The sequence below is a fragment of the Runella sp. genome, assembly GCF_965279615.1.
Classification (GTDB): domain Bacteria; phylum Bacteroidota; class Bacteroidia; order Cytophagales; family Spirosomataceae; genus Runella.
This window is the reverse complement of sequence record NZ_OZ257252.1, coordinates 5,375,072-5,393,721: the sequence shown is the minus strand read 5'-3', so window position 1 is coordinate 5,393,721 and position 18,650 is coordinate 5,375,072. Positions and strand designations below refer to the sequence as shown.

The following is an 18,650-nucleotide window of genomic DNA, read 5'->3' as shown; positions in this document are numbered from 1 at the left end:
CACCTGCTATTACGCACTGTTCAACGGTAAAGTTGCGATTGCCTAAGGATTCAGGGTCTTCCAAATCAAATCTTTCAATTCACTGATCCCTTCCTGAGTTACTGACGATATATATACGTACGGAATATCGTTAGGGACTGTTTTTAATAAATCATTTTTTAATTCTTCATCAAGCAAATCACCTTTTGAAATGGCCAGCAAACGATCTTTCATTAATAAAGAAGAATCATATAATTCTAACTCATTCAAAAGTGTACGGTACTCATCGCCGATATTTTCACTGGTGGCCGGGACCAAAAACAACAGGATCGAATTGCGTTCAATATGCCTTAAAAACCTCAATCCCAAGCCTTTACCCTGCGATGCTCCTTCAATGATCCCCGGAATATCTGCCATTACAAATGACTTGAAATTCCGATACGCTACCACGCCCAAATTAGGAACCAACGTAGTAAAAGGATAATCGGCAATCTCCGGTTGCGCCGCCGATACCGTTGAAAGCAACGTCGATTTTCCGGCATTCGGAAAGCCAACCAAACCCACATCGGCCAATAATTTCAATTCCAAGATGATCCATTCTTCCAACGACGGATCTCCGGGCTGAAAGTACTCGGGCGTTTGGTTGGTGGCGGTTTTAAAATGATGGTTTCCCAATCCTCCTCTACCCCCTTTCAACAAAATCACCTCTTGACCATCCTCGGTTACTTCTGCCAAAATCTCCCCGGTTTCGGGGTGTTTTGCGATGGTACCGAGTGGAACTTCTATTATGACGTCATCTCCCTGCTTTCCGTTGCAACGGGCTCCACTTCCTGCTTCACCATTTTCCGCTCTTATATGTCTTTTATACTTCAAATGGAGCAGTGTCCAGTGCTGAGAATTGGCTTTCAGGATCACGTGTCCACCCCGGCCGCCGTCGCCACCGTCCGGGCCTCCTTTGTCAACAAATTTCTCTCTTCTGAAATGTCGTGAGCCTGCTCCTCCCGCTCCCGAGCGACAATTAATTTTAACGTAATCTATAAAGTTCGAACTTGCCATTTTGACGTATTTATCTTCCGATGGTATCGGAAAACTCTTTTTTAGTGAAATTAGTAGTTATTAATACTTAACTCCTAACAGACAATAATGATTCTTTGATGGAGTATTTTACACTAAAAAACTCGTGTGGAATGCCTGTCGGCAAGACCACACGAGTTACAAATTTGGGAAAGAAACAGCAGAGTCTATGTATTTTGACCCCTAAAATTATTATTCGGTATCAATGGCGGCGCACAAATTATCGAAAATTTCTTCAATTTGCCCAATTCCGTGCACAACCGTCAGCTTGCCCTGTGTTTCATAATAAGGCAATACATGTACCGTTTTATTAAAATATTCGTCGATTCTTTTGACCAATTTATCTTCATCATCATCGGCGCGCCCGCTTACTTTTTTGCGTTCGGCAATACGGCGTTTGAGTTCCTCTTCGTTTACATCCAACTGTAATACCGCTTTGATCTCGCTGTTTTTAGAGGCCAAAAATGCATCCAACGCTTCGGCTTGCGGCACCGTACGGGGAAATCCATCAAAAATAATGCCCTTTGCGTCAGGATTTTTTTGAACCTCTTCTTCCAACATATCAATCGTAACTGAATCAGGTACCAAAATCCCGTTGTCAAGCAGGTCTTTTACGCGTTTCCCCAACTCGGTTTGTTCTTTGATGTGCATCCGAAACAAATCACCGGTGGAAATATGGACCAATTGATATTTTTCGATAAGTTTTGCAGCTTGGGTGCCTTTGCCCGCACCCGGAGGGCCAAAAAGTACAATATTAAGCATCTGACTGAAAGGGCGTTTTGGTGGAGGTAGTGCTATGTTTTGAGGTTTGAATGCGCAAATTTACAATTTCATCACACTACTCAACGGTTTTCGGGCACAAATTAAAAAAGGATTTTGCTAAAATGAGGTAGTTTATCCTATTTTCTCTTGTTGGCCATGTGATTTTCATATTAGATACCCCGTCACAATGTAGCTTTAAGTTCCTGTTATTCTTTTTTTAAAAGGCGGATTGCTTCTTTTTGTAAATCTATCAGTTCTGTCAGTTTATCAACAATAGGGCCTTTTGGTGAGGAAGCCCTCGAAACTTCTGTTTGTTCTTGATTGTCCGCCTGATTGGGGACCGTTAAAGGAGGAAATTCTTCGGGCAAAAGTTCGATTACTTCTACATTGAAAATTTTAGCCAAAGGGACTAAATACTTGGCAGGAAGGCCGGTTTTATCGCTCTCCCAATTGTGATAAGTGCCTTGCGTCACGCCTAATTCATCGGCAACTTCAGTGCCTGAGAGTTTACAACGATTACGGTTTTTGCGGAGTAGCGTACCGATAGTCATAGGAGCATCTATTTATTGGCTGAGTTCATAGGACGTTAACCGGCATAAAAAGTCACAAGTAAAAAATACAAATTCCATATTATTTTTTACCGGTAATGAAAAACAAAAACTTAATTATTGTTATTAAATTATTGTTTTTTTACCTGATTTTTTACTTATTTTTTTGGATTGCCAAAGGCTACATCGGCAATATTGCTACAACTATCTCCTTTGGCATCCAAACAACATGAAAAGATTATCATTAGCCGAATTGAAGGCGCAGTCAGGAAATGTAGTAGAAAATTTAGAGGCTATTAAAGGTGGGAATACAGCGGAGTGTCATAATGGTTCATGTACACCTCCTCCTCCTCCAAAAAGTTTTTGGGAACGTTGTTTAGATACTTTTCGGGAAAATTTAGATTTATATTTGCATTAATAATTACAAGCATATTTGAATTGCTTTTATTACTAACTTGCAAATAGAGCACATTTTCTTCTTGAATATGTATTAAAATCATGCTTTGAATAAGTTATAATTTTAAAATTCGGCTTATTTAAAGCATGTAAAAATATTAATATTTTAAAAAGTTGATAGTAATACGTTAATAATTAAACATAATTACTAATTCTTCCATTTTAATGAAGTATCTATTAAGAAGCATTGCGAATTTTTTGATAAATGGCGAAATAAAATACGAAAAATTAAGATTTTCTACTTTTTTCTCTGATTTTTTTTTACTCCTAACTGTTTCTTTCACTTGCTTAATTATTATTACTATTTTTTCTCAATTTATATTCTATTATTTTGATATCCCTTCACCAAAAAACAATACAGTAAATTTACTTTACGAAAAAAAAATTTTATACGTATTATTTTTTGCTGGGATATTAGGGCCTATTGTTGAGGAGATAACATTTCGGCTAATTCTAAATTATTCACTTGTTAATATTTCTACTTTTTTTTCAATTTTATTATCTAAAACTATAGCATACATATATCCATTTTTCTTAAACGGAGATGCATTTATAATTAAAATATTAGGACTACATTTGTTTATTATGTTGGTTGTATTGTTTTTTTAAATAATCTAAAAGTGTTTAATGAATATCTTGAAATAATTTATTTTAAAAATTATAAATTTATTATATATATTCTTATTTTATGTTTTGGATTGATTCACTTATCTAATTATAAATTTTCTGATAATATTATATTAATTAGCCCTATGCTAATTTTTCCTCAAATTGTGGACGGTATTATTTTTAGCTATTTAAGGGTAAAATATGGAATTGCATATTCAATACTTATTCATTCGTTTCATAATTTAATATTAATAGCATTAAAATATAGTTAAGTTTTTTACGAATAAAGCAAATTGTAATACCATGATTCCAAAAGTAAATTATATTTTGATTGAGTATTATATTTATTCCTATTCAATCTTGTAGTCAAGAAAAATTCTTACAAAATGTAATTTACGTAATTGGATATATTATTACTTTGGATTTAAGGACAAATATAAAATTTCGTCAGAGACATTGGCAATAGAAGTAAATCGAGCCATAGGCAACTCTAAAAGTAATACAGAAAGATTTCTTACGGTGCGGTTTGTGGTAAATTGTAAAGGGATGAAGAAAAAGTATGAATATGAAATTTTGGCAATGGATAAAAACCAAATTTGGCAAAGAGAATACACTATGAGAATATTGCATTTTATACTTGATTTTAAATTACTTACAATAAATCAAGCTTCGCTCTCCGACACTATTCGCATGGCTTTATATCAAGAAAACACCGAATTGTTTGAGAAATTGAATTATTATGATGATACCACATTTTGGGAACCTACTTTGTTTTGTTATTTTTTGTCGGATATAAGTAAAGAAAACAAAATCTCTCTGGAGCAAAGTGTATTGGGGTATATAGAGCAAAAAAACAGGCCGCTTACTGTTACCCTTAAAGCGGATATATTTGGAATCATTAACTTGCCTAATTGGGGCTATTTGCGTGTTCAACCGTATGGACAGTTACAAATAGAAACAGCAAAAATAAAGGATGTTATCCTGGAAAATGAGTATGCGACAAACACTTCCGTTCGCCTGTGTTTACATCACTCGGATTTACTGGCTTACGAAGCAGGTGTGATTTTTGACGAGCCGATACAGGAAAGCCTTGAGAAAAACAAAGACAATTTATTTGCCGCTATCCACTTTTTTCAAACCCATTTACCGGATTTTTGGAATGTAATAGAGCGGGTTACGAGCGAATTTGTTGTATTCAGTAGTCCAAGTTACAATTCCTTTGCGGGCATCATGCAGCACGGTACAGCCTATTTTAATGTCGAAAACAAACGCCAAACCCCTGTATTTTTTATTGACGACATCGCTCACCAATGTGGTCATATAATCTTCAACGCACTTACGCTACAAACTGACCAATTTTTGAGCGCCCCCAAAGCCCATCCGATGCAGGGCTATACAGACTGGCCGGGAGAAACACGTGGAGCTTATGGGGCATTTCACGGCCTGTTTACTTATACTACTATTCTGCATTCATTGGACAAAGTTCTTGATTTAGAAGGTGTATTTAATGAAGATTTACGTCATGAAGCCTTGGGCAGAATGGGTTTTTATGTTAATAAATTTGGCTATGACCTTCAATTCATTCATTCTGCTTCTATTTTGACCGAGGCAGGGATGGATTATTGGAAACAGTTTGCTAAAGGGTTCAAATACATTGCTGAAAAATATGAGGCAAGGTTAACAAAGTTAGATTATCGCAATCAGCCCTATATGTTTCAATATGATTTGTTTAAAGAGTTAAATCCTATTCAAAAAACTGTATCCGCATGAAATCATATATTCTAAGTTTGGGGCTTATCTCATTGGTATTTTCATCAAATGCCCAAACCCTATCCAATTATCAAAAAGCCTTGGCAATTTTGGATAAAGCCATTGGAGCTACGGGTAAAGATGCCCCCAACAGCATCACCCTTACGGCCAAAGGAACGGTTCATAACTTAGGTCATTACGAAACCCCCGAAAAAACCCGCGATATACCCGTAGAAGAAACGTATGCGTATTTTAGAAACGAACAGGTAAATTATCTGCGAAGCGCGATTCAAAACAATGGGAATAATTACGTTCGTTCAGCTATTAAAAAAGCAGATTCTCTCTATCAAATCGGGTATTACGACCGTCGGATTATAGCTTCTACTAATGCGCAGGAATTTAATTTTGAAACGGCCAAAACGTTGCCTGTCAAATTGTTAGAGTTTGCTTTTGAAAATCGTCAATCGCTTCGGTATCTTGGCAATGATAAAACGCATGAGTGGCTGTCGTTCAGTTATAAAGCCAACGATGCTGTAACGCTTTATATTAACAGGAAAACGTATTTGATAGATAAAGTTGAAAAACTAACCTATAACGACCGCTACGGCGACGCAGTTTTTACGACAGAATACAAAAATTATGAACTGCAAAACGGTGTTCAATTTCCTAAAAACCGAGTCGATATAGAATATGGGTTAGTAGAGCGAGAGCTAACGTATAGTGATTTACGGTTTGATACAAAACCCGATACCACTGATTTCAGATTGCTTTGGTTGTCTAAAACCTTTCGAGATAAACTTCCGGGTGTAACACCACAGGAAGACAATTTAACCTTTGAGAATATAGGAGCGAATCTTGATTTGATTAAAATCGTTTCTCAAAACAACAAAGTACTGGCGGCACAATTTAAAGATTATATCGCGCTGTTTGAAAGCCCTTCGGGTTTGAGGCTCAATCAGCAAATTTTGGCAGAAATTCAGAAACGATACGCACCAAAGCCACTACGCTACGTATTTGTAACGCATCACCACCCCGACCACGCAGGAGGAATTCGCGCTTATGCTTTGCTGCCCGTCACACTTGTGACTACACCCGGCAACGAAGCTTATTTCAAGAAACTGCTTACTGCAACGCATACACTGGGCAACGTACCTTCTAAAAATGAAGGGTTGAAATTGAAAATGGATTTTGTACCGTTGGAAGGGCAAAAAGCCTACAAAGATGAGCAAATGGAAGTTATAGCCTACGAAATTGGCAAAGCTACAACTCACTCCAACGAGCATTTAGTCTATTATTTTCCTCAACAAAAAATAATATGGTCGGGCGATTTGCTTTTTTTTCGCGCGGATGAGAAAATCTATCCCGCAGGAAATCGCGGAAAATCAGTTTATGATTTGATTCAGAGCCAAAAATTGACCGTTGACAAAATCTATACTTCGTGGCCGTTGCAAGGGCAAGCTCCGTTTGGTAAGGTAGAGGAATTAAAGAAAGCAACGGCGATGAAATAGTACACGTAGTATGGCCAAAAAATACCCCTTCTATAAACAATTAGACACTCATGACTGCGGCCCTACGTGCTTACGGATGATTAGCAAGTACCATGGCCGCTCGTTTGAGGCAGCTCACCTGCGTGACATATCCAACTTAGCCGGTGACGGCACTACTATGGGAGGACTGGCCGATGCTGCCGAAAAAATTGGATTTAGTACCTTAGCACTCAATGTCACCTATGCCGATTTATCTTCCCAAATCCCGTTACCGTGCATTGCTCATTGGCGGCAGCGGCATTATGTAGTGGTCTATGAAGCCACACCCGAAAAAGTAGTGGTGGGAGACCCCGCCTACCAACTTATCACTTATACCAAACAGGATTTCCTAAAAGGCTGGATACCCAACAAAGCCACTCAGGAAGATGCAGAAGGAGTGCTGTTATTATTTGAAACTACCCCCTTATTTTTTGAGCAGGAAAAGGAATCATCGTCTCCTAAAAGATCTTTTTGGGGATTCTTGGGTAAGTATTTTCGGCCGTATCGTGCTTATGGATTTCAGGTTTTCTTAGGTCTTACGGTAGTTACAGGCTTGCAATTGATTTTTCCTTTTCTGACGCAACAAGTGGTTGATACCGGGATCAATACGCGCAATCTTAACTTTGTTTATTTGATTTTGCTCGCGCAGATGGTGCTATTCATCTCGCAATCAAGCGTAAACGTGATACGGAGTTGGATTGTAATGCACGTCACGAGCCGCATCAATCTCCGTATGTTATCCGATTTTCTGATGAAGTTGATGAATTTGCCGATTGCCTTTTTTGATAGCAAGAGTACAGGCGATATTATGCAACGTATTCAAGATCACAGTCGAGTGCAGGGATTTCTTTCGGCCACTACCTTAGATGTACTTTTTTCGACCGTGACGTTTCTCATTTTTGGCGGCATTTTGTTCTATTTCAATGCCCAACTTTTCTGGGTTTTTCTGCTCGGAGCAAGTTTATATGTAGCTTGGATTTTTTTATTTCTCAAACGTCGGGCCGAAATAGATTATCGCTATTTCGACCAAGCTTCCGGCAATCAGAGCAGTACGATTCAGTTGATAAACGGAATGCAGGAAATCAAACTCAACGGCTCTGAAAAACGCCGCCGTTGGGAATGGGAAGCCATCCAAACCCGTTTGTTTCGGCTCAATATCAAGAGTTTGACCCTCTCTCAAGCCCAAAATGAAGGAGGACGTTTTATCAACGAACTCAAGAATATGTTCATCAGTTTTATTGCAGCCAAAGCCGTAATCGATGGACAAATTTCATTGGGAGGAATGCTGTCGGTGCAGTACATTGTAGGACAAATGAATGTTCCTCTCAACAATTTTATCGCCTTTGTGCGCAGTTACCAAGATGCCAAAATCAGCATTGAGCGACTTTCTGAAATTCATAACAAACCCAACGAAGAACTGATTGATGCTCAACTCGTTAATGAACTACCCGCTCACAAAACCATTCAAGTTCAAAATCTGGATTTTCGGTACGGAAGCAGCAGTTCGGAATTGGTATTAAAAAATATCAGTCTTACCATACCCGAAGGAAAAGTAACCGCGATTGTAGGAGCGAGTGGAAGCGGCAAAACTACCTTGTTGAAACTGCTTTTGAAGTTTTATGAGCCTACGAATGGCCAAATCAGTATTGGAAAAATGAACCTCAAAAATTTGAGTTATAACTTTTGGCGAAGTCAATGCGGGGTTGTGATGCAAGATGGCTATGTTTTTGCTGATTCTATTGCCCGAAATATCAGTGAATCTGACCCTAATGGTTTGGTAAATCGCTCAAAACTTCAGGAAGCGGTTGGAATCGCCAATATTGAGTCTTTTGTGGAAGAATTGCCCAATGGTTTTAATACCCGAATTGGGGCCAGTGGAATGGGAATCAGTGGCGGCCAACGGCAACGAATTTTCATTGCCCGTGCTGTTTATAAAAATCCTGAATTCTTATTTTTTGACGAAGCCACGAGCGCCTTAGATGCTAATAATGAAGCCGTCATTATGAAAAATTTAGAAGGCTTTTTTAAAAACAGAACAGTTGTAGTAGTGGCTCACCGATTAAGTACGGTCAAAAATGCTGACCAAATTATCGTACTGAATCAAGGCGAAATAGTAGAAAGCGGAACTCATACCGAATTGGTTTCTCAACGCCGCTACTATTATTCATTGGTCAAAAATCAGTTAGAATTGGGGAACTAATGGCGAAAATCGAGGAATTAGAAGTGAGTAGTGAAGCTATCCGCGACTACATGGAGCAGATTCCTGCCTGGATTTTGCGTTGGGGAATTACCGTCATTTTCTTTGTATTGTTGTCGCTTGGGGCTATCAGTTGGTTTGTTCATTACCCTACTATCGTTATGGCGGCTTTCAGACTCACTTCCGACAATGCCCCAAAGCCTGTTTTAGTACGTGCTGACGGTCGATTGATTAAGCTGTTCGTAGCTGACAATCAAACTGTTGAGCAAAACCATATTTTAGGGTTTATAGAAGCTACCGCAGCTCATTCAGAAGTTTTATCTCTACAAAAAGAGTTAAAAACGCTTCAAGCGGTTATTGAAGCAGGTAATTTTGAACAACTTGATAAATTTCCGGCCAATCGGTTTCAAAAGTTAGGAGAGTTACAAACTACCTATCAAAGTTTCATGCAATCTTATACGCAAACGTTGGCATTGTTTGCCAACGAATATTACAACAAACGTAAAAGTTACCTAAAAGCAGAATTTGACGATTTACAACAAAATAAAACACAACTTTTAGGCCAATTAGAACTGCATAAACGTGACGCAGAGTTGGCAAAAAAAGAATTTGAAATCAATGTAAAACTCTACAAAGAAAGAGTAATCTCTCCTTTAGAATACCAACGGGAAGAAAGCAAATACATAAATAAGCAATTGCCTGTCAGACAGTTGGAAATGGCAATCACCAATAATATAACTGCTCAAACCCAAAAACAAAGAGAATTGATGGAGCTTGAGCGTCAGGCAATTGAGCAAAAAGCGCAGTTTACTCAGGCGTTGAATACGTTGAGAAGCGAACTGGAAAATTGGCAAAGACGTTTTATTTTACGCGCTCCTACGGATGGAAAAACAAATTTTTCAATGACCCTGCAAGAAAATCAATCGCTACGAGCGGGGACAGAAATTATGTACGTGGGTGGAACTCGTGGCCATTATTTTGGAGAAATAAACATACCTCAAGTTAATTTTGGAAAAGTAAAAAAAGGACAACGCGTTCTAATCAAATTTCAAGGGTATCCGTTTGAAAAGTTTGGGGCAGTAGAAGGACAAAATGCTACTATCTCCCAAGTACCTACGCCCGACAATCAATTTTTTTTGGCGACAGTTATTCTTCCGAATGGCTTAAAAACCGGCATAAAAAAACAACTTATTTATAAAACGGGAATGATTGCATCCGCCGAAATTATTACCGAAGATTTACGCCTCATTGAGCGAGTGTTTTATCAAGTAAAACGCGTTTTAAATCAGTAATAGCCTAAAAATCATGATATGAATAGATATATTTTACTTCTTCTGCTGCTTTCCGCCTTTACAGCCCAAGCCCAAATCTTTGTTCGTCCCGACGGAGAGTACATGGACACAACATTGAATCTTAGAAAAAACTGTTTTGATATGAAGGGAGAAGCCTACTATTACAGTTTTGACGCAAAATACCCTCAAAGTTCAACGACAATTCAAAAGAATGCGATTGCATTTTTGAATCAAAAAAATACAAAATTGGCGGGAAGCGGTTATGTTACTTTCCAATTTAGAGTCAATTGTGAAGGTGAGATGAGTTATGTAAAATTGATGCAAATTGATGAGAAATATAAACCCAAGAAGTTTAAAGAAGAGGTTGTTCAAAGTTTGTATGAATTTACAAAGTCATTAAAAGACTGGAAACGAGTCAAATATAAAAATACGATTCCTTTTTCGTACACAGCATTCATCTCTTATAAAATCCATCATGGCCAAATCGTTGCTATTATTCCTTAGTGGTTTTTGCTTTGCATTTTATTGCTTAGGCCAACCTTCCAAAATTGATTGTTCATCCAAACAGGTTCAGGATAGCCTCATTACGCATTATATTGACAATGGCGCAGCTACTTTTAGTTACAACAACCCCAAATGGCACGTTTATCTTGATAGCTTGATTGCCATTTGTCCCACTATAGCAAGGGCCTATCAACAAAAAGCATTGCCTTATATTAAAAGTGGAGATTTTGGTAGAGCCTTCCCTCTGGAAGATAAAGCCGTGGAATATGACCCGGTCCGGTGGATAGGTTATCGGGCTTTTTTAAAATGTATTTTTTCTAAAGATTACGAAGGAGCAATTGCAGATTTTGATTTAGCTCAAAAGATAGTGCCCAATAGCTTCGTTATGGATCATTCTTATTGTTTTTATAAAGGGCTTTGTTTTTTAGAACTGAAAAATTTCAAAAAAGCAGAACGAAACCTGTTGGAAGATATTCAGATTCAAACGAAGGGAGATACCGCTAAAAACGTCCATTACAATACCTTGCTTTATTGTGGCATTGTCTATTACGAAATGAAACAGTACAAAAAAGCAGAAGCTTATCTCAAAAAATGTTTGAGTCAATTTTCACAGCTTCCGGACGCCCATTTTTATCTGGCAATGGTTTACAAAGTTGAAGGAAAAGTATATAAACCTCACTTAGAGTTCGCAAAAAAAGCATTTGAAGACGGTTATAAACAAAATGAGGATAATGAAGCCTACGCTTATTATCCTCATCAAATTACATTATATGAAGTTCTTGAAGAACTGAAAAACAACTAATGATTTCCTCTACTCAATCACAATACGTTTCACGGCACCATCTTCATTTTGAACAACGTTGATAAAATAAGTTCCTTTCACATTTTTACCCAGTTCAAGTTGTCCTACATAATCGCCTGAGAAATCTTTCACTTCTTTCTTCGTGATTTGCTTTCCTTTGGTATCGGTAACAGTGATGGTTACATCGCCTTTGTTGGGCGCATAGAAGCGAAGGTTAAGCTCATTTTTATCGGGATTGTTGGGATATGCTTCCAAACCGCGAATGGAAGCAGGTTTACCGCTCATGCCGCTGATGTTGATGTCGCTGTTCCAGAATTCACGGAATTTAGGCTCAAAATCACGGCTCCAGTTTTCCATATTCCGTTCAAATTTCCGCATCTGAGGCTCAATTCTTTTTTCGACGCGCTTCATGCGGTCGGCAAATGCGTCTTCATTGAAATTAAAATTATGGTTGTCATCGTTGTCCCAACGCTCTACATAGCGGTCTTTCGGTTTAGACTTGTAGTTTTTTACGCGTTCTTGTTCGTCTTTTTGTTTACGTACGATACGCTCTTCGTCATTCCAACGGCCTCCTCGATCAAAACGATGGGTTTCGCCTTCTTCGATCTCTACGCTCAATCGACGATTGGTCGCGTCTTTGCTCTGTCCTTTCAATGAGTCAACAATGGCCTTGATTTTAGCCTCCCGCTCGGCATCCGAAAGTTTATTGTACGTATAAGAACGCTCAACGATCTCGGTTTTGCCATCTTTTTCCTCACTCATGCGCACACGAACGGTGACTTTATCTTTCGCCGAATCGTTGGCTTCTTTCTTTTCATCCTGCGACATAGCAGTCGTGGCTACTCCCAGCCCGGCGACCAATGCAATAAGAGCAAATGTTGTTTTCATGCGTTTGTTGTTTAAAGGCTCAAAAGTGTTTAAATTTTAAAAAGCAGTGTTGTTAAATTTTCTTAAATTGTGTTAAAGGGTGGTTGAATTACGTTATTTTGATGATTCAGTGCGAATGTTTTCGAGGATGCTTTCAGCATAACAAACAGAAAGTCACGTTTTGATGAATGAACGTTGCATGAAGTTGAAAAAAAATGATGACGAAGCAAAAAATACGGTTATTGATCACACTCATGGGCCTCGCAACCCTGGGATTGGTGGGATTTCAATGGCATTGGATCACGAGTGCATTGGCTTTACGCAATGAGCAATTTGACCTGAAAGTGTCGGATGCGTTGCAGGATGTGGTACGTAAATTGGAAAAACAGGAAATTATTTACCTGATTCGTCAACGCGAACAGATCGAGCAACAACAGCGTAAACTGGAAGCGTTGAATAAAAATCGCCTGGCTAAATCTACGCAATCGCCGAAGCATTCATTGCCGGAAGAGTACGCGGCCGCTTCCAACCGCAATGATAAATTGACCGGCTCCAATCCTACTGATGCGCTTACGCCACGCAATCGTTCCATGACGGATTTTCAGGCCAACCTCATCACTGAATTTTTACGGCAACGTAATAGCGAATTACCTCATATTGAACGTTTTTTGCGTATTCATGCCGAGCAGGAGCGAATCTTTGATGCATGGTTTGAGCAAATGGATCGCGCTTTATGGCCAACCGACAGTTCGTCTAATGGATCAGTATTAATGACCGTTCGGTCTTCCGTTCACAAGGCTCGTCAACATCCGGAAAATACCTCGCAAGCCATTCTGCCAGATCATTCCAAAACCAAAGAAAAACTGCTCAAAGTAGCTTCGGCCTCGCAATCTGATCTGTTGAGAGATGTCTTTAAAGACCTGCTTTTCAGCAAACGTCCTGTGGAGCAGCGTGTTAATCGACTGATGCTTGATTCACTTTTACGAAAATCATTGCAGGAACGCGGCATTGGCATTACGTATGAGTTTGCCATTCAGAATGATGTTCGTCAGAATATTATATTTTCGACCGCTTCTTACCGCCCCGACAGTGCTGATTCAGAATTGTTTAAGGCAAGTTTGTTCCCCAACGAGATCAATACCTTTCCCAGTCAGTTGTTGGTTTACTTTCCGGACAGGCAAGCTTTTATTCTCGAAAATATGGGATTTACGTTGGTAAGTTCCGCTTTGTTATTACTCGTAATTCTGGGCTGTTTTTACGTAGCGGTTGCTACCATTTTAAAACAGAAAAAACTCTCGGACGTCAAAAATGATTTTATCAACAACATGACGCACGAGTTCAAAACGCCGATCTCAACCATTTCATTGGCTGTGGGCATGGCGCGTGAGCAAGTCGAAACGCAGGGACAACCTGTCAAGGTCAAACGATATTTAGGAATCATTCAGGATGAAGTTCAACGGTTGGGCGGACATGTTGAAAAAGTACTGCAAATGGCGTTACTGGATAGGGGCGAGATCAAATTGCGGCCTACGGCACTTAATATCCATGATGTAATTGAAAAAGTGTTGAACAATCTCAGCGTACAACTGGAACAGCGACAGGGAGAAGTTGATCTGAGTTTTGAAGCTGAACAGGAGATGGTTCAGGCCGACGAACTTCACTTGACCAATATTCTGACCAATTTGATCGATAACGCCAACAAATATTCACCCGATGCGCCACCGCACATTACGGTCAGTACCGAAAGCGACGATACAAACGTATATATCCGCGTAAGTGATCGCGGTTTAGGCATGAGTAAAGAGCAACAAACCAAGATATTCGAGCCTTTTTACCGCGTACCTACGGGCAATGTTCACGACGTAAAGGGCTTTGGTTTAGGGCTGAGTTATGTCAAAAAAATGGTAGAAGCGCACGGCGGCAGTATCGAAGTAAAAAGCAAACTCGGCGAAGGAAGTACATTTACCATTCAGTTGCCACACACATTCCAAAATGCATAAACCCTTCAATAAAAACAGTCATGTCCACCAGTCCAACTAAAATTCTCCTGACTGAAGATGACCCTAATTTGGGGCAATTGTTACAGGAATACCTCACCAATAAAGGTTACAAGACAGATCTGGCCGTTGATGGCAACGCGGGCTTGAAACGGTTTCTGGAAGGCTCTTTTGATCTGTGTTTATTGGATGTGATGATGCCCAAAAAAGATGGTTTCTCATTGGCGAAAGAAATTCGTCTCACCGACAAAGAAGTGCCGATTATCTTTCTGACGGCCAAAAGCATGAAAGAGGACACGATTCAGGGTTTTAAAGCCGGAGCTGACGATTACATTACCAAACCCTTCAGCATGGAAGAGTTGCTGCTTCGAATACAGGCGGTGTTGCGACGTTATCAGAAAACATCACCGGCCTATGAGTCTCAGCAAAGTGCATTTCAACTGGGTAAATACACGTTTGATTTTGACCACCAGCTCCTTACGATAAACGGAACTCCGCAAAAACTGACGAGCAAAGAAGCGGCTCTGCTCAAACTGTTCTGCGAAAATCGAAATCAGCCCATCAATCGAAGTTTTGCGCTCAAGCTCATTTGGGGAGACGATTCTTACTTCAACGCCCGCAGCATGGATGTATACATCACCAAATTGCGCAAGCACCTGAAAGACGATGCTTCGCTGCAGATCATGAATCTGCACGGCGAAGGTTTTAAGCTATTGGTGGATGAATAGAATTTGCCGCTCCAATAAAAATCTTTATGTAAAAGCACTCAAAATGAAGAACAAAAAAGGAGAAGTTTATCGCTTCTCCTTTTTTGTTCTTCACCAATGCTATTTTTTGCGTTTCTTTTTCGTCTCAATCACTTTCTCCTGCTCTACAGGTGGCGGAGGTGGCGGGATCGTCAGATCTTTGATACGGATATTTCTGAAACGTACCACGTCCCCATGCCCCAGAAACCCAATATACCCCGACGTGCGACTAAGCCCGGGATGCTCGCGGTGATCAGCCGTGCCATTTTTGGACGCTTCGGCCAAATCACCGTCCAAAATCACCGTACCATTGAGCGTTACTTTTACTTTTGAACCTTTGACCACTACTTCCTGATAGTTCCACTCGCCCACAGGTTTGAGGTAGCCGCGTTTGGCCGGGATGATACCATATGCTGAGCCGTGGTATTGATACGGCTGTAGGTTCTTATAGATATCAGCCTCATTGTCCAGAATCTGTAATTCGGTTCCTACGTAGGCCGCGTCGCCGGTAAGCGGCGCCCGAATACCCAACCCGTTGTTTGAACCGGGCGTCAGCATGAACTCAAAGCGAAACTCAAAATCACTGTATTCATCTTTGGTGTAAAGATTGCCTTTGCCGCCACGGTTGGGATAAACGACCATTGCCCCATCTTCTGTAATATAATCAGTGGTATTTCCCGTCCATTCAAACATGTTTGTTCCGTCAAACAGCACTTTAAAATTCTCCTGTTTTTCCTGATCGCTTAAAACAAATGGTTTCGTCTGAGGCAACTCCCGCACATAAATATCGCGGTACGCTACGAGTGTACCGTGAGCCTGAAGTTCCAATTGTTCCATTGGGAAGATCGGTTGCTTACGGTCCCAATAGTTTTCCAAAATGACGTTATCTACCACCAATTCACCGTTGAGACGCACCGTTACGCGGTCGCCTTTCATCATGATATAAAACGTATTCCAATCACCGATGGCGTTATCGGCCAATTTAAGCGGTTTGCTTGGGTTCTTTTGGTTATTGTACAATCCGCCGGAACCTACCTGTGCGCCAACTTCCACGCGTGAGGTATCCCATACCTGAACCTGCGGCGAACCACGCAGATAAATACCTGCATCACCTTTGGGTTCGATGCGCCAATCCACGTACATTTCAAAATCACCGTACTTTTTGACGGTACAAAGATTGTCGCCATGTCCGGTAAATATGAGTTCACCATCTTTGGCGTACCACCCTTTTTTCATGACCTCGTCGGCTTTTTTCTGTTTAGCAACAAGCGTATCGGGGTGCATTTTCGCACGAACAACGGGGTTAGCGACCAATCCTTTCCAACCCGTTAAGTCTTTGCCATTGAATAGTGAAACAAAGCCATCGCCCGCAGGCATGTCTGCTAAATGCTTCCGAACAGTTTCTTTTTGGGCTTCGTTAGTTATCACATTCATTGACTTGGTCAGCAATTGGCGCACAGCATCGCCCTGAAAATCTTTGTTGGCCAAAGCGCTGTTGATAACAATTTGAGCGGCCGTTTGTTGCAATTGCGTATCGTCCAGATAATTACCTGCCAGCATCAACGCGTTGAACGTCCGATTACGAACCAATTCTTTTAAAATACTTTCTTTCTGGGCTACCGTTTTCGAGATATCCAACGCTTTGCGAAGCGTCAACACTTTTTGCGTAGGCGTTTGATTTACGCGATTGACCGCTTTAAGATAACCGCTGACCGCTTGGTCAAGGTAGCCGGCATCGGCGGTGCTTTTTCCGATTTTATACAATTCAGGGGCAGCACTTGCATCTACCCAATTGGAAAGTGCGTTCAACGCAACATTTTGAGTAGCGGCATCCCCGTTAGAAAAAGCAGCAGTTACGGTAGACAAGGCTTTTTTACCGCCAATATTGGCCAAAATACGCAGATAGTTTGATTTCCTGTCTGCAGGAGCAGCAGCGATCTGTTCCAACACTACATTGGTTCGCTGAGCCACATCTCCTGTATTTTTTAAAACGGCTGTTATCGCTTCCTGTGTAGCCAGCACTTCCTGAGGCGTTGAGAGGCTGTTCAATAAACTAACCAAGACAGGCATATCTTTCGTCACCGAAACGCCTTTAAGTGCCGTAAAAGCAGCAGCTTTTACATTAGCATCCTTGCTTTTCAACTGTGCCAATACAACGTCTATTTTACTGTCAGCCGCCCGCGCCGCCAATACTTCAAGCAACGCAGATTGTGCGCTTACAGGCATGGCAGGAAGTGCATTGGCAACTTGATCTACCACCTTATCGCCTTTCATGATGAGCAGCGCATTTTTAACGGCGGTCACCTCGTCAGCAGTGCCTTTTTTCATGATGCCCAACAAATTATTCAAAACACTTTGCTGTCCAATCTTACCGGCGGCTTGGATAGCAGCCATTTTTACATTGCTTTCTTTGTTGATCAGATTTTTGAGAATAACAGGCAATGCCGATTTAGCATCTGACCGTCCCAACATACCGATGACCTCTGCTTGGGCAACGGGTTTGAGTGCAGGCAACGCTTTCAGCCAAAGCCCCGTTGTGGCCGGAGTGGTATATTTTTGCGCATATTTCAACGCCGCTACACGGTATGTGATCTCAGGGCTTTCCAATGCTTTGATCAATGTAGGAACGCTTGCCGCGCCCTGTGCATCCGCCAATAATTTCAACGCTGCTGATCGCGTGGGAATTTGCTTGGTGTCAGGCGTATTTTTCAGCAAGGCATTCGCCGCTTTTATAGTAAGTGCTTTATTACCGTTTTCGATTAAACGCCCTAAATACGTAAGATAAGAAGACGTTGCATTTGCTTCATCATAGCCATAAGAAGCCTTCGCGGCGGCACTCATCAATGTATTCTCAGAGGATGGAGCACCGATGTTTGCCAACGCATACAAGGCTACTTTTCGGGTCTTTAGGTCAGCACTTGCCGCTAACTTTTCAATGGTCGAAGCCGCTTCGGTAAAATGACTGTCGCCCAGAGCTTCAATAATGGAAATTTGAGCCTCACCTGAAGCCCCCGATAAGGCTTTTAATAGTGCTTGACTTGCCGAAATTGTGCCTATTCTCGCCAATGCTCTTGCCGCAGGGCCGCTTAGTTTTTCATCGTTCAAATAGGATGAAATTGGCGTAACGCTTTCCTCTTTACCTACCTGTTGAAGTTGAAAAATAAGAAAGGCCTGATTGTCTTTGTCGGTTACTTTACCCAAGGCTTCTGCGTAAGCTTCCGCTGCCATTTTACGTAATTCTTCTTTGCCGCTTTGCGTAACAAAATTCGTAAAACCGCCAATGGCGTATTGTACTTTTGCATTATTCCCTTTAGCTGAAGGCACTAACATAGAGGCTATTTGAACAATGCCGGATTTACCCAGCGCTGCCATATCATCCATATTTTTTTGAGATTGCTTGGCATTTTGTGCAGGCAATTGACCCAAAACCGTAGTAACGCGGCTATCGACCTGCGCTACAGCCATCGCCCCGCTTACCAAAAGTGCAATAAGTATATGTTGTATTTTTTTCATAAATTCCGAAAATAGATAATATTCGCTGA

15 protein-coding genes are annotated in these 18,650 nt (G+C 40.7%); 10 read left to right on the top strand and 5 right to left on the bottom strand.

Annotated elements, in window-relative coordinates:
* Positions 1-42: 42 nt before the first annotated feature.
* The 3 genes from obgE to ACQY73_RS22700 form a co-directional block, all read right to left on the bottom strand.
* Positions 43-1,035: a GTPase ObgE gene (obgE, locus tag ACQY73_RS22710; protein WP_428655298.1), complete on the bottom strand. Its 993-nt coding sequence runs from the start codon at positions 1,033-1,035 to the stop codon at positions 43-45.
* Positions 1,036-1,245: 210 nt separating this feature from the next.
* On the bottom strand, positions 1,246-1,815 hold the full coding sequence (locus ACQY73_RS22705; RefSeq protein WP_428655296.1) for an adenylate kinase: 570 nt from the start codon (positions 1,813-1,815) through the stop codon (positions 1,246-1,248).
* A gap of 206 nt (positions 1,816-2,021) precedes the next feature.
* Positions 2,022-2,366 carry a helix-turn-helix domain-containing protein gene (locus tag ACQY73_RS22700; protein WP_428655294.1) on the bottom strand — a complete coding sequence of 115 codons (345 nt, stop codon included), beginning with the start codon at positions 2,364-2,366 and terminating at the stop codon, positions 2,022-2,024.
* A gap of 226 nt (positions 2,367-2,592) precedes the next feature.
* Here ACQY73_RS22700 and ACQY73_RS22695 point away from each other — a divergent pair, with 226 nt between their 5' ends.
* The 8 genes from ACQY73_RS22695 (at position 2,593) to ACQY73_RS22660 (ending at position 11,498) form a co-directional block, all read left to right on the top strand.
* Positions 2,593-2,781: a hypothetical protein gene (locus tag ACQY73_RS22695; RefSeq protein ID WP_428655292.1), complete on the top strand. Its 189-nt coding sequence runs from the start codon at positions 2,593-2,595 to the stop codon at positions 2,779-2,781.
* A gap of 658 nt (positions 2,782-3,439) precedes the next feature.
* Entirely contained in the window at positions 3,440-3,700 is a 261-nt protein-coding gene (locus ACQY73_RS22690; protein ID WP_428655290.1) for a CPBP family glutamic-type intramembrane protease, read from the top strand.
* A 184-nt stretch (positions 3,701-3,884) separates the two neighbouring features.
* Positions 3,885-5,198 (top strand): hypothetical protein, encoded by a 1,314-nt coding sequence (locus tag ACQY73_RS22685; protein ID WP_428655287.1) that lies wholly within the window; start codon positions 3,885-3,887, stop codon positions 5,196-5,198.
* Entirely contained in the window at positions 5,195-6,685 is a 1,491-nt protein-coding gene (locus ACQY73_RS22680) for an MBL fold metallo-hydrolase (RefSeq protein ID WP_428655285.1), read from the top strand. Before ACQY73_RS22685 ends, ACQY73_RS22680 begins: the two co-directional genes overlap by 4 nt.
* 10 nt (positions 6,686-6,695) lie before the next feature.
* The gene (locus ACQY73_RS22675; protein ID WP_428655283.1) at positions 6,696-8,903 is read left to right on the top strand and encodes a peptidase domain-containing ABC transporter; all 2,208 of its coding nucleotides are present in this window, start codon (positions 6,696-6,698) and stop codon (positions 8,901-8,903) included.
* Positions 8,903-10,192, top strand: a complete 1,290-nt coding sequence (locus ACQY73_RS22670) for an HlyD family secretion protein (protein WP_428655281.1) — start codon at positions 8,903-8,905, stop codon at positions 10,190-10,192. Before ACQY73_RS22675 ends, ACQY73_RS22670 begins: the two co-directional genes overlap by 1 nt.
* 18 nt (positions 10,193-10,210) lie before the next feature.
* Positions 10,211-10,696 carry a hypothetical protein gene (locus ACQY73_RS22665; protein WP_428655279.1) on the top strand — a complete coding sequence of 162 codons (486 nt, stop codon included), beginning with the start codon at positions 10,211-10,213 and terminating at the stop codon, positions 10,694-10,696.
* The gene (locus ACQY73_RS22660; protein WP_428655277.1) at positions 10,668-11,498 is read left to right on the top strand and encodes a tetratricopeptide repeat protein; all 831 of its coding nucleotides are present in this window, start codon (positions 10,668-10,670) and stop codon (positions 11,496-11,498) included. Before ACQY73_RS22665 ends, ACQY73_RS22660 begins: the two co-directional genes overlap by 29 nt.
* 9 nt (positions 11,499-11,507) lie before the next feature.
* On the opposite strand, the gene ACQY73_RS22655 is transcribed toward ACQY73_RS22660, so the two are convergent.
* Entirely contained in the window at positions 11,508-12,386 is an 879-nt protein-coding gene (locus ACQY73_RS22655) for a T9SS type A sorting domain-containing protein (protein ID WP_428655275.1), read from the bottom strand.
* 194 nt (positions 12,387-12,580) lie between these two features.
* Here ACQY73_RS22655 and ACQY73_RS22650 point away from each other — a divergent pair, with 194 nt between their 5' ends.
* On the top strand, positions 12,581-14,365 hold the full coding sequence (locus tag ACQY73_RS22650) for a sensor histidine kinase (RefSeq protein WP_428655273.1): 1,785 nt from the start codon (positions 12,581-12,583) through the stop codon (positions 14,363-14,365).
* 20 nt (positions 14,366-14,385) lie between these two features.
* The gene (locus ACQY73_RS22645) at positions 14,386-15,090 is read left to right on the top strand and encodes a response regulator transcription factor (RefSeq protein ID WP_428655270.1); all 705 of its coding nucleotides are present in this window, start codon (positions 14,386-14,388) and stop codon (positions 15,088-15,090) included.
* 99 nt (positions 15,091-15,189) lie between these two features.
* Here ACQY73_RS22645 and ACQY73_RS22640 read toward each other — a convergent pair whose 3' ends face one another.
* Positions 15,190-18,621 (bottom strand): DUF1080 domain-containing protein, encoded by a 3,432-nt coding sequence (locus tag ACQY73_RS22640; RefSeq protein ID WP_428655268.1) that lies wholly within the window; start codon positions 18,619-18,621, stop codon positions 15,190-15,192.
* Between the last annotated feature and the right edge of the window lie 29 nt (positions 18,622-18,650).

Bases quoted from the DNA above. Each gene is read 5' to 3' on its own strand.
- ACQY73_RS22640 (WP_428655268.1), bottom strand. From the start codon at position 18,621: ATGAAAAAAATACAACATATACTTATTGCACTTTTGGTAAGCGGGGCG.
- ACQY73_RS22650 (WP_428655273.1), top strand. From the start codon at position 12,581: ATGATGACGAAGCAAAAAATACGGTTATTGATCACACTCATGGGCCTC.
- ACQY73_RS22675 (WP_428655283.1), top strand. From the start codon at position 6,696: ATGGCCAAAAAATACCCCTTCTATAAACAATTAGACACTCATGACTGC.
- ACQY73_RS22645 (WP_428655270.1), top strand. From the start codon at position 14,386: ATGTCCACCAGTCCAACTAAAATTCTCCTGACTGAAGATGACCCTAAT.
- ACQY73_RS22695 (WP_428655292.1), top strand. From the start codon at position 2,593: ATGAAAAGATTATCATTAGCCGAATTGAAGGCGCAGTCAGGAAATGTA.
- obgE (WP_428655298.1), bottom strand. From the start codon at position 1,035: ATGGCAAGTTCGAACTTTATAGATTACGTTAAAATTAATTGTCGCTCG.
- ACQY73_RS22700 (WP_428655294.1), bottom strand. From the start codon at position 2,366: ATGACTATCGGTACGCTACTCCGCAAAAACCGTAATCGTTGTAAACTC.
- ACQY73_RS22655 (WP_428655275.1), bottom strand. From the start codon at position 12,386: ATGAAAACAACATTTGCTCTTATTGCATTGGTCGCCGGGCTGGGAGTA.
- ACQY73_RS22665 (WP_428655279.1), top strand. From the start codon at position 10,211: ATGAATAGATATATTTTACTTCTTCTGCTGCTTTCCGCCTTTACAGCC.
- ACQY73_RS22670 (WP_428655281.1), top strand. From the start codon at position 8,903: ATGGCGAAAATCGAGGAATTAGAAGTGAGTAGTGAAGCTATCCGCGAC.
- ACQY73_RS22705 (WP_428655296.1), bottom strand. From the start codon at position 1,815: ATGCTTAATATTGTACTTTTTGGCCCTCCGGGTGCGGGCAAAGGCACC.
- ACQY73_RS22680 (WP_428655285.1), top strand. From the start codon at position 5,195: ATGAAATCATATATTCTAAGTTTGGGGCTTATCTCATTGGTATTTTCA.
- ACQY73_RS22660 (WP_428655277.1), top strand. From the start codon at position 10,668: ATGGCCAAATCGTTGCTATTATTCCTTAGTGGTTTTTGCTTTGCATTT.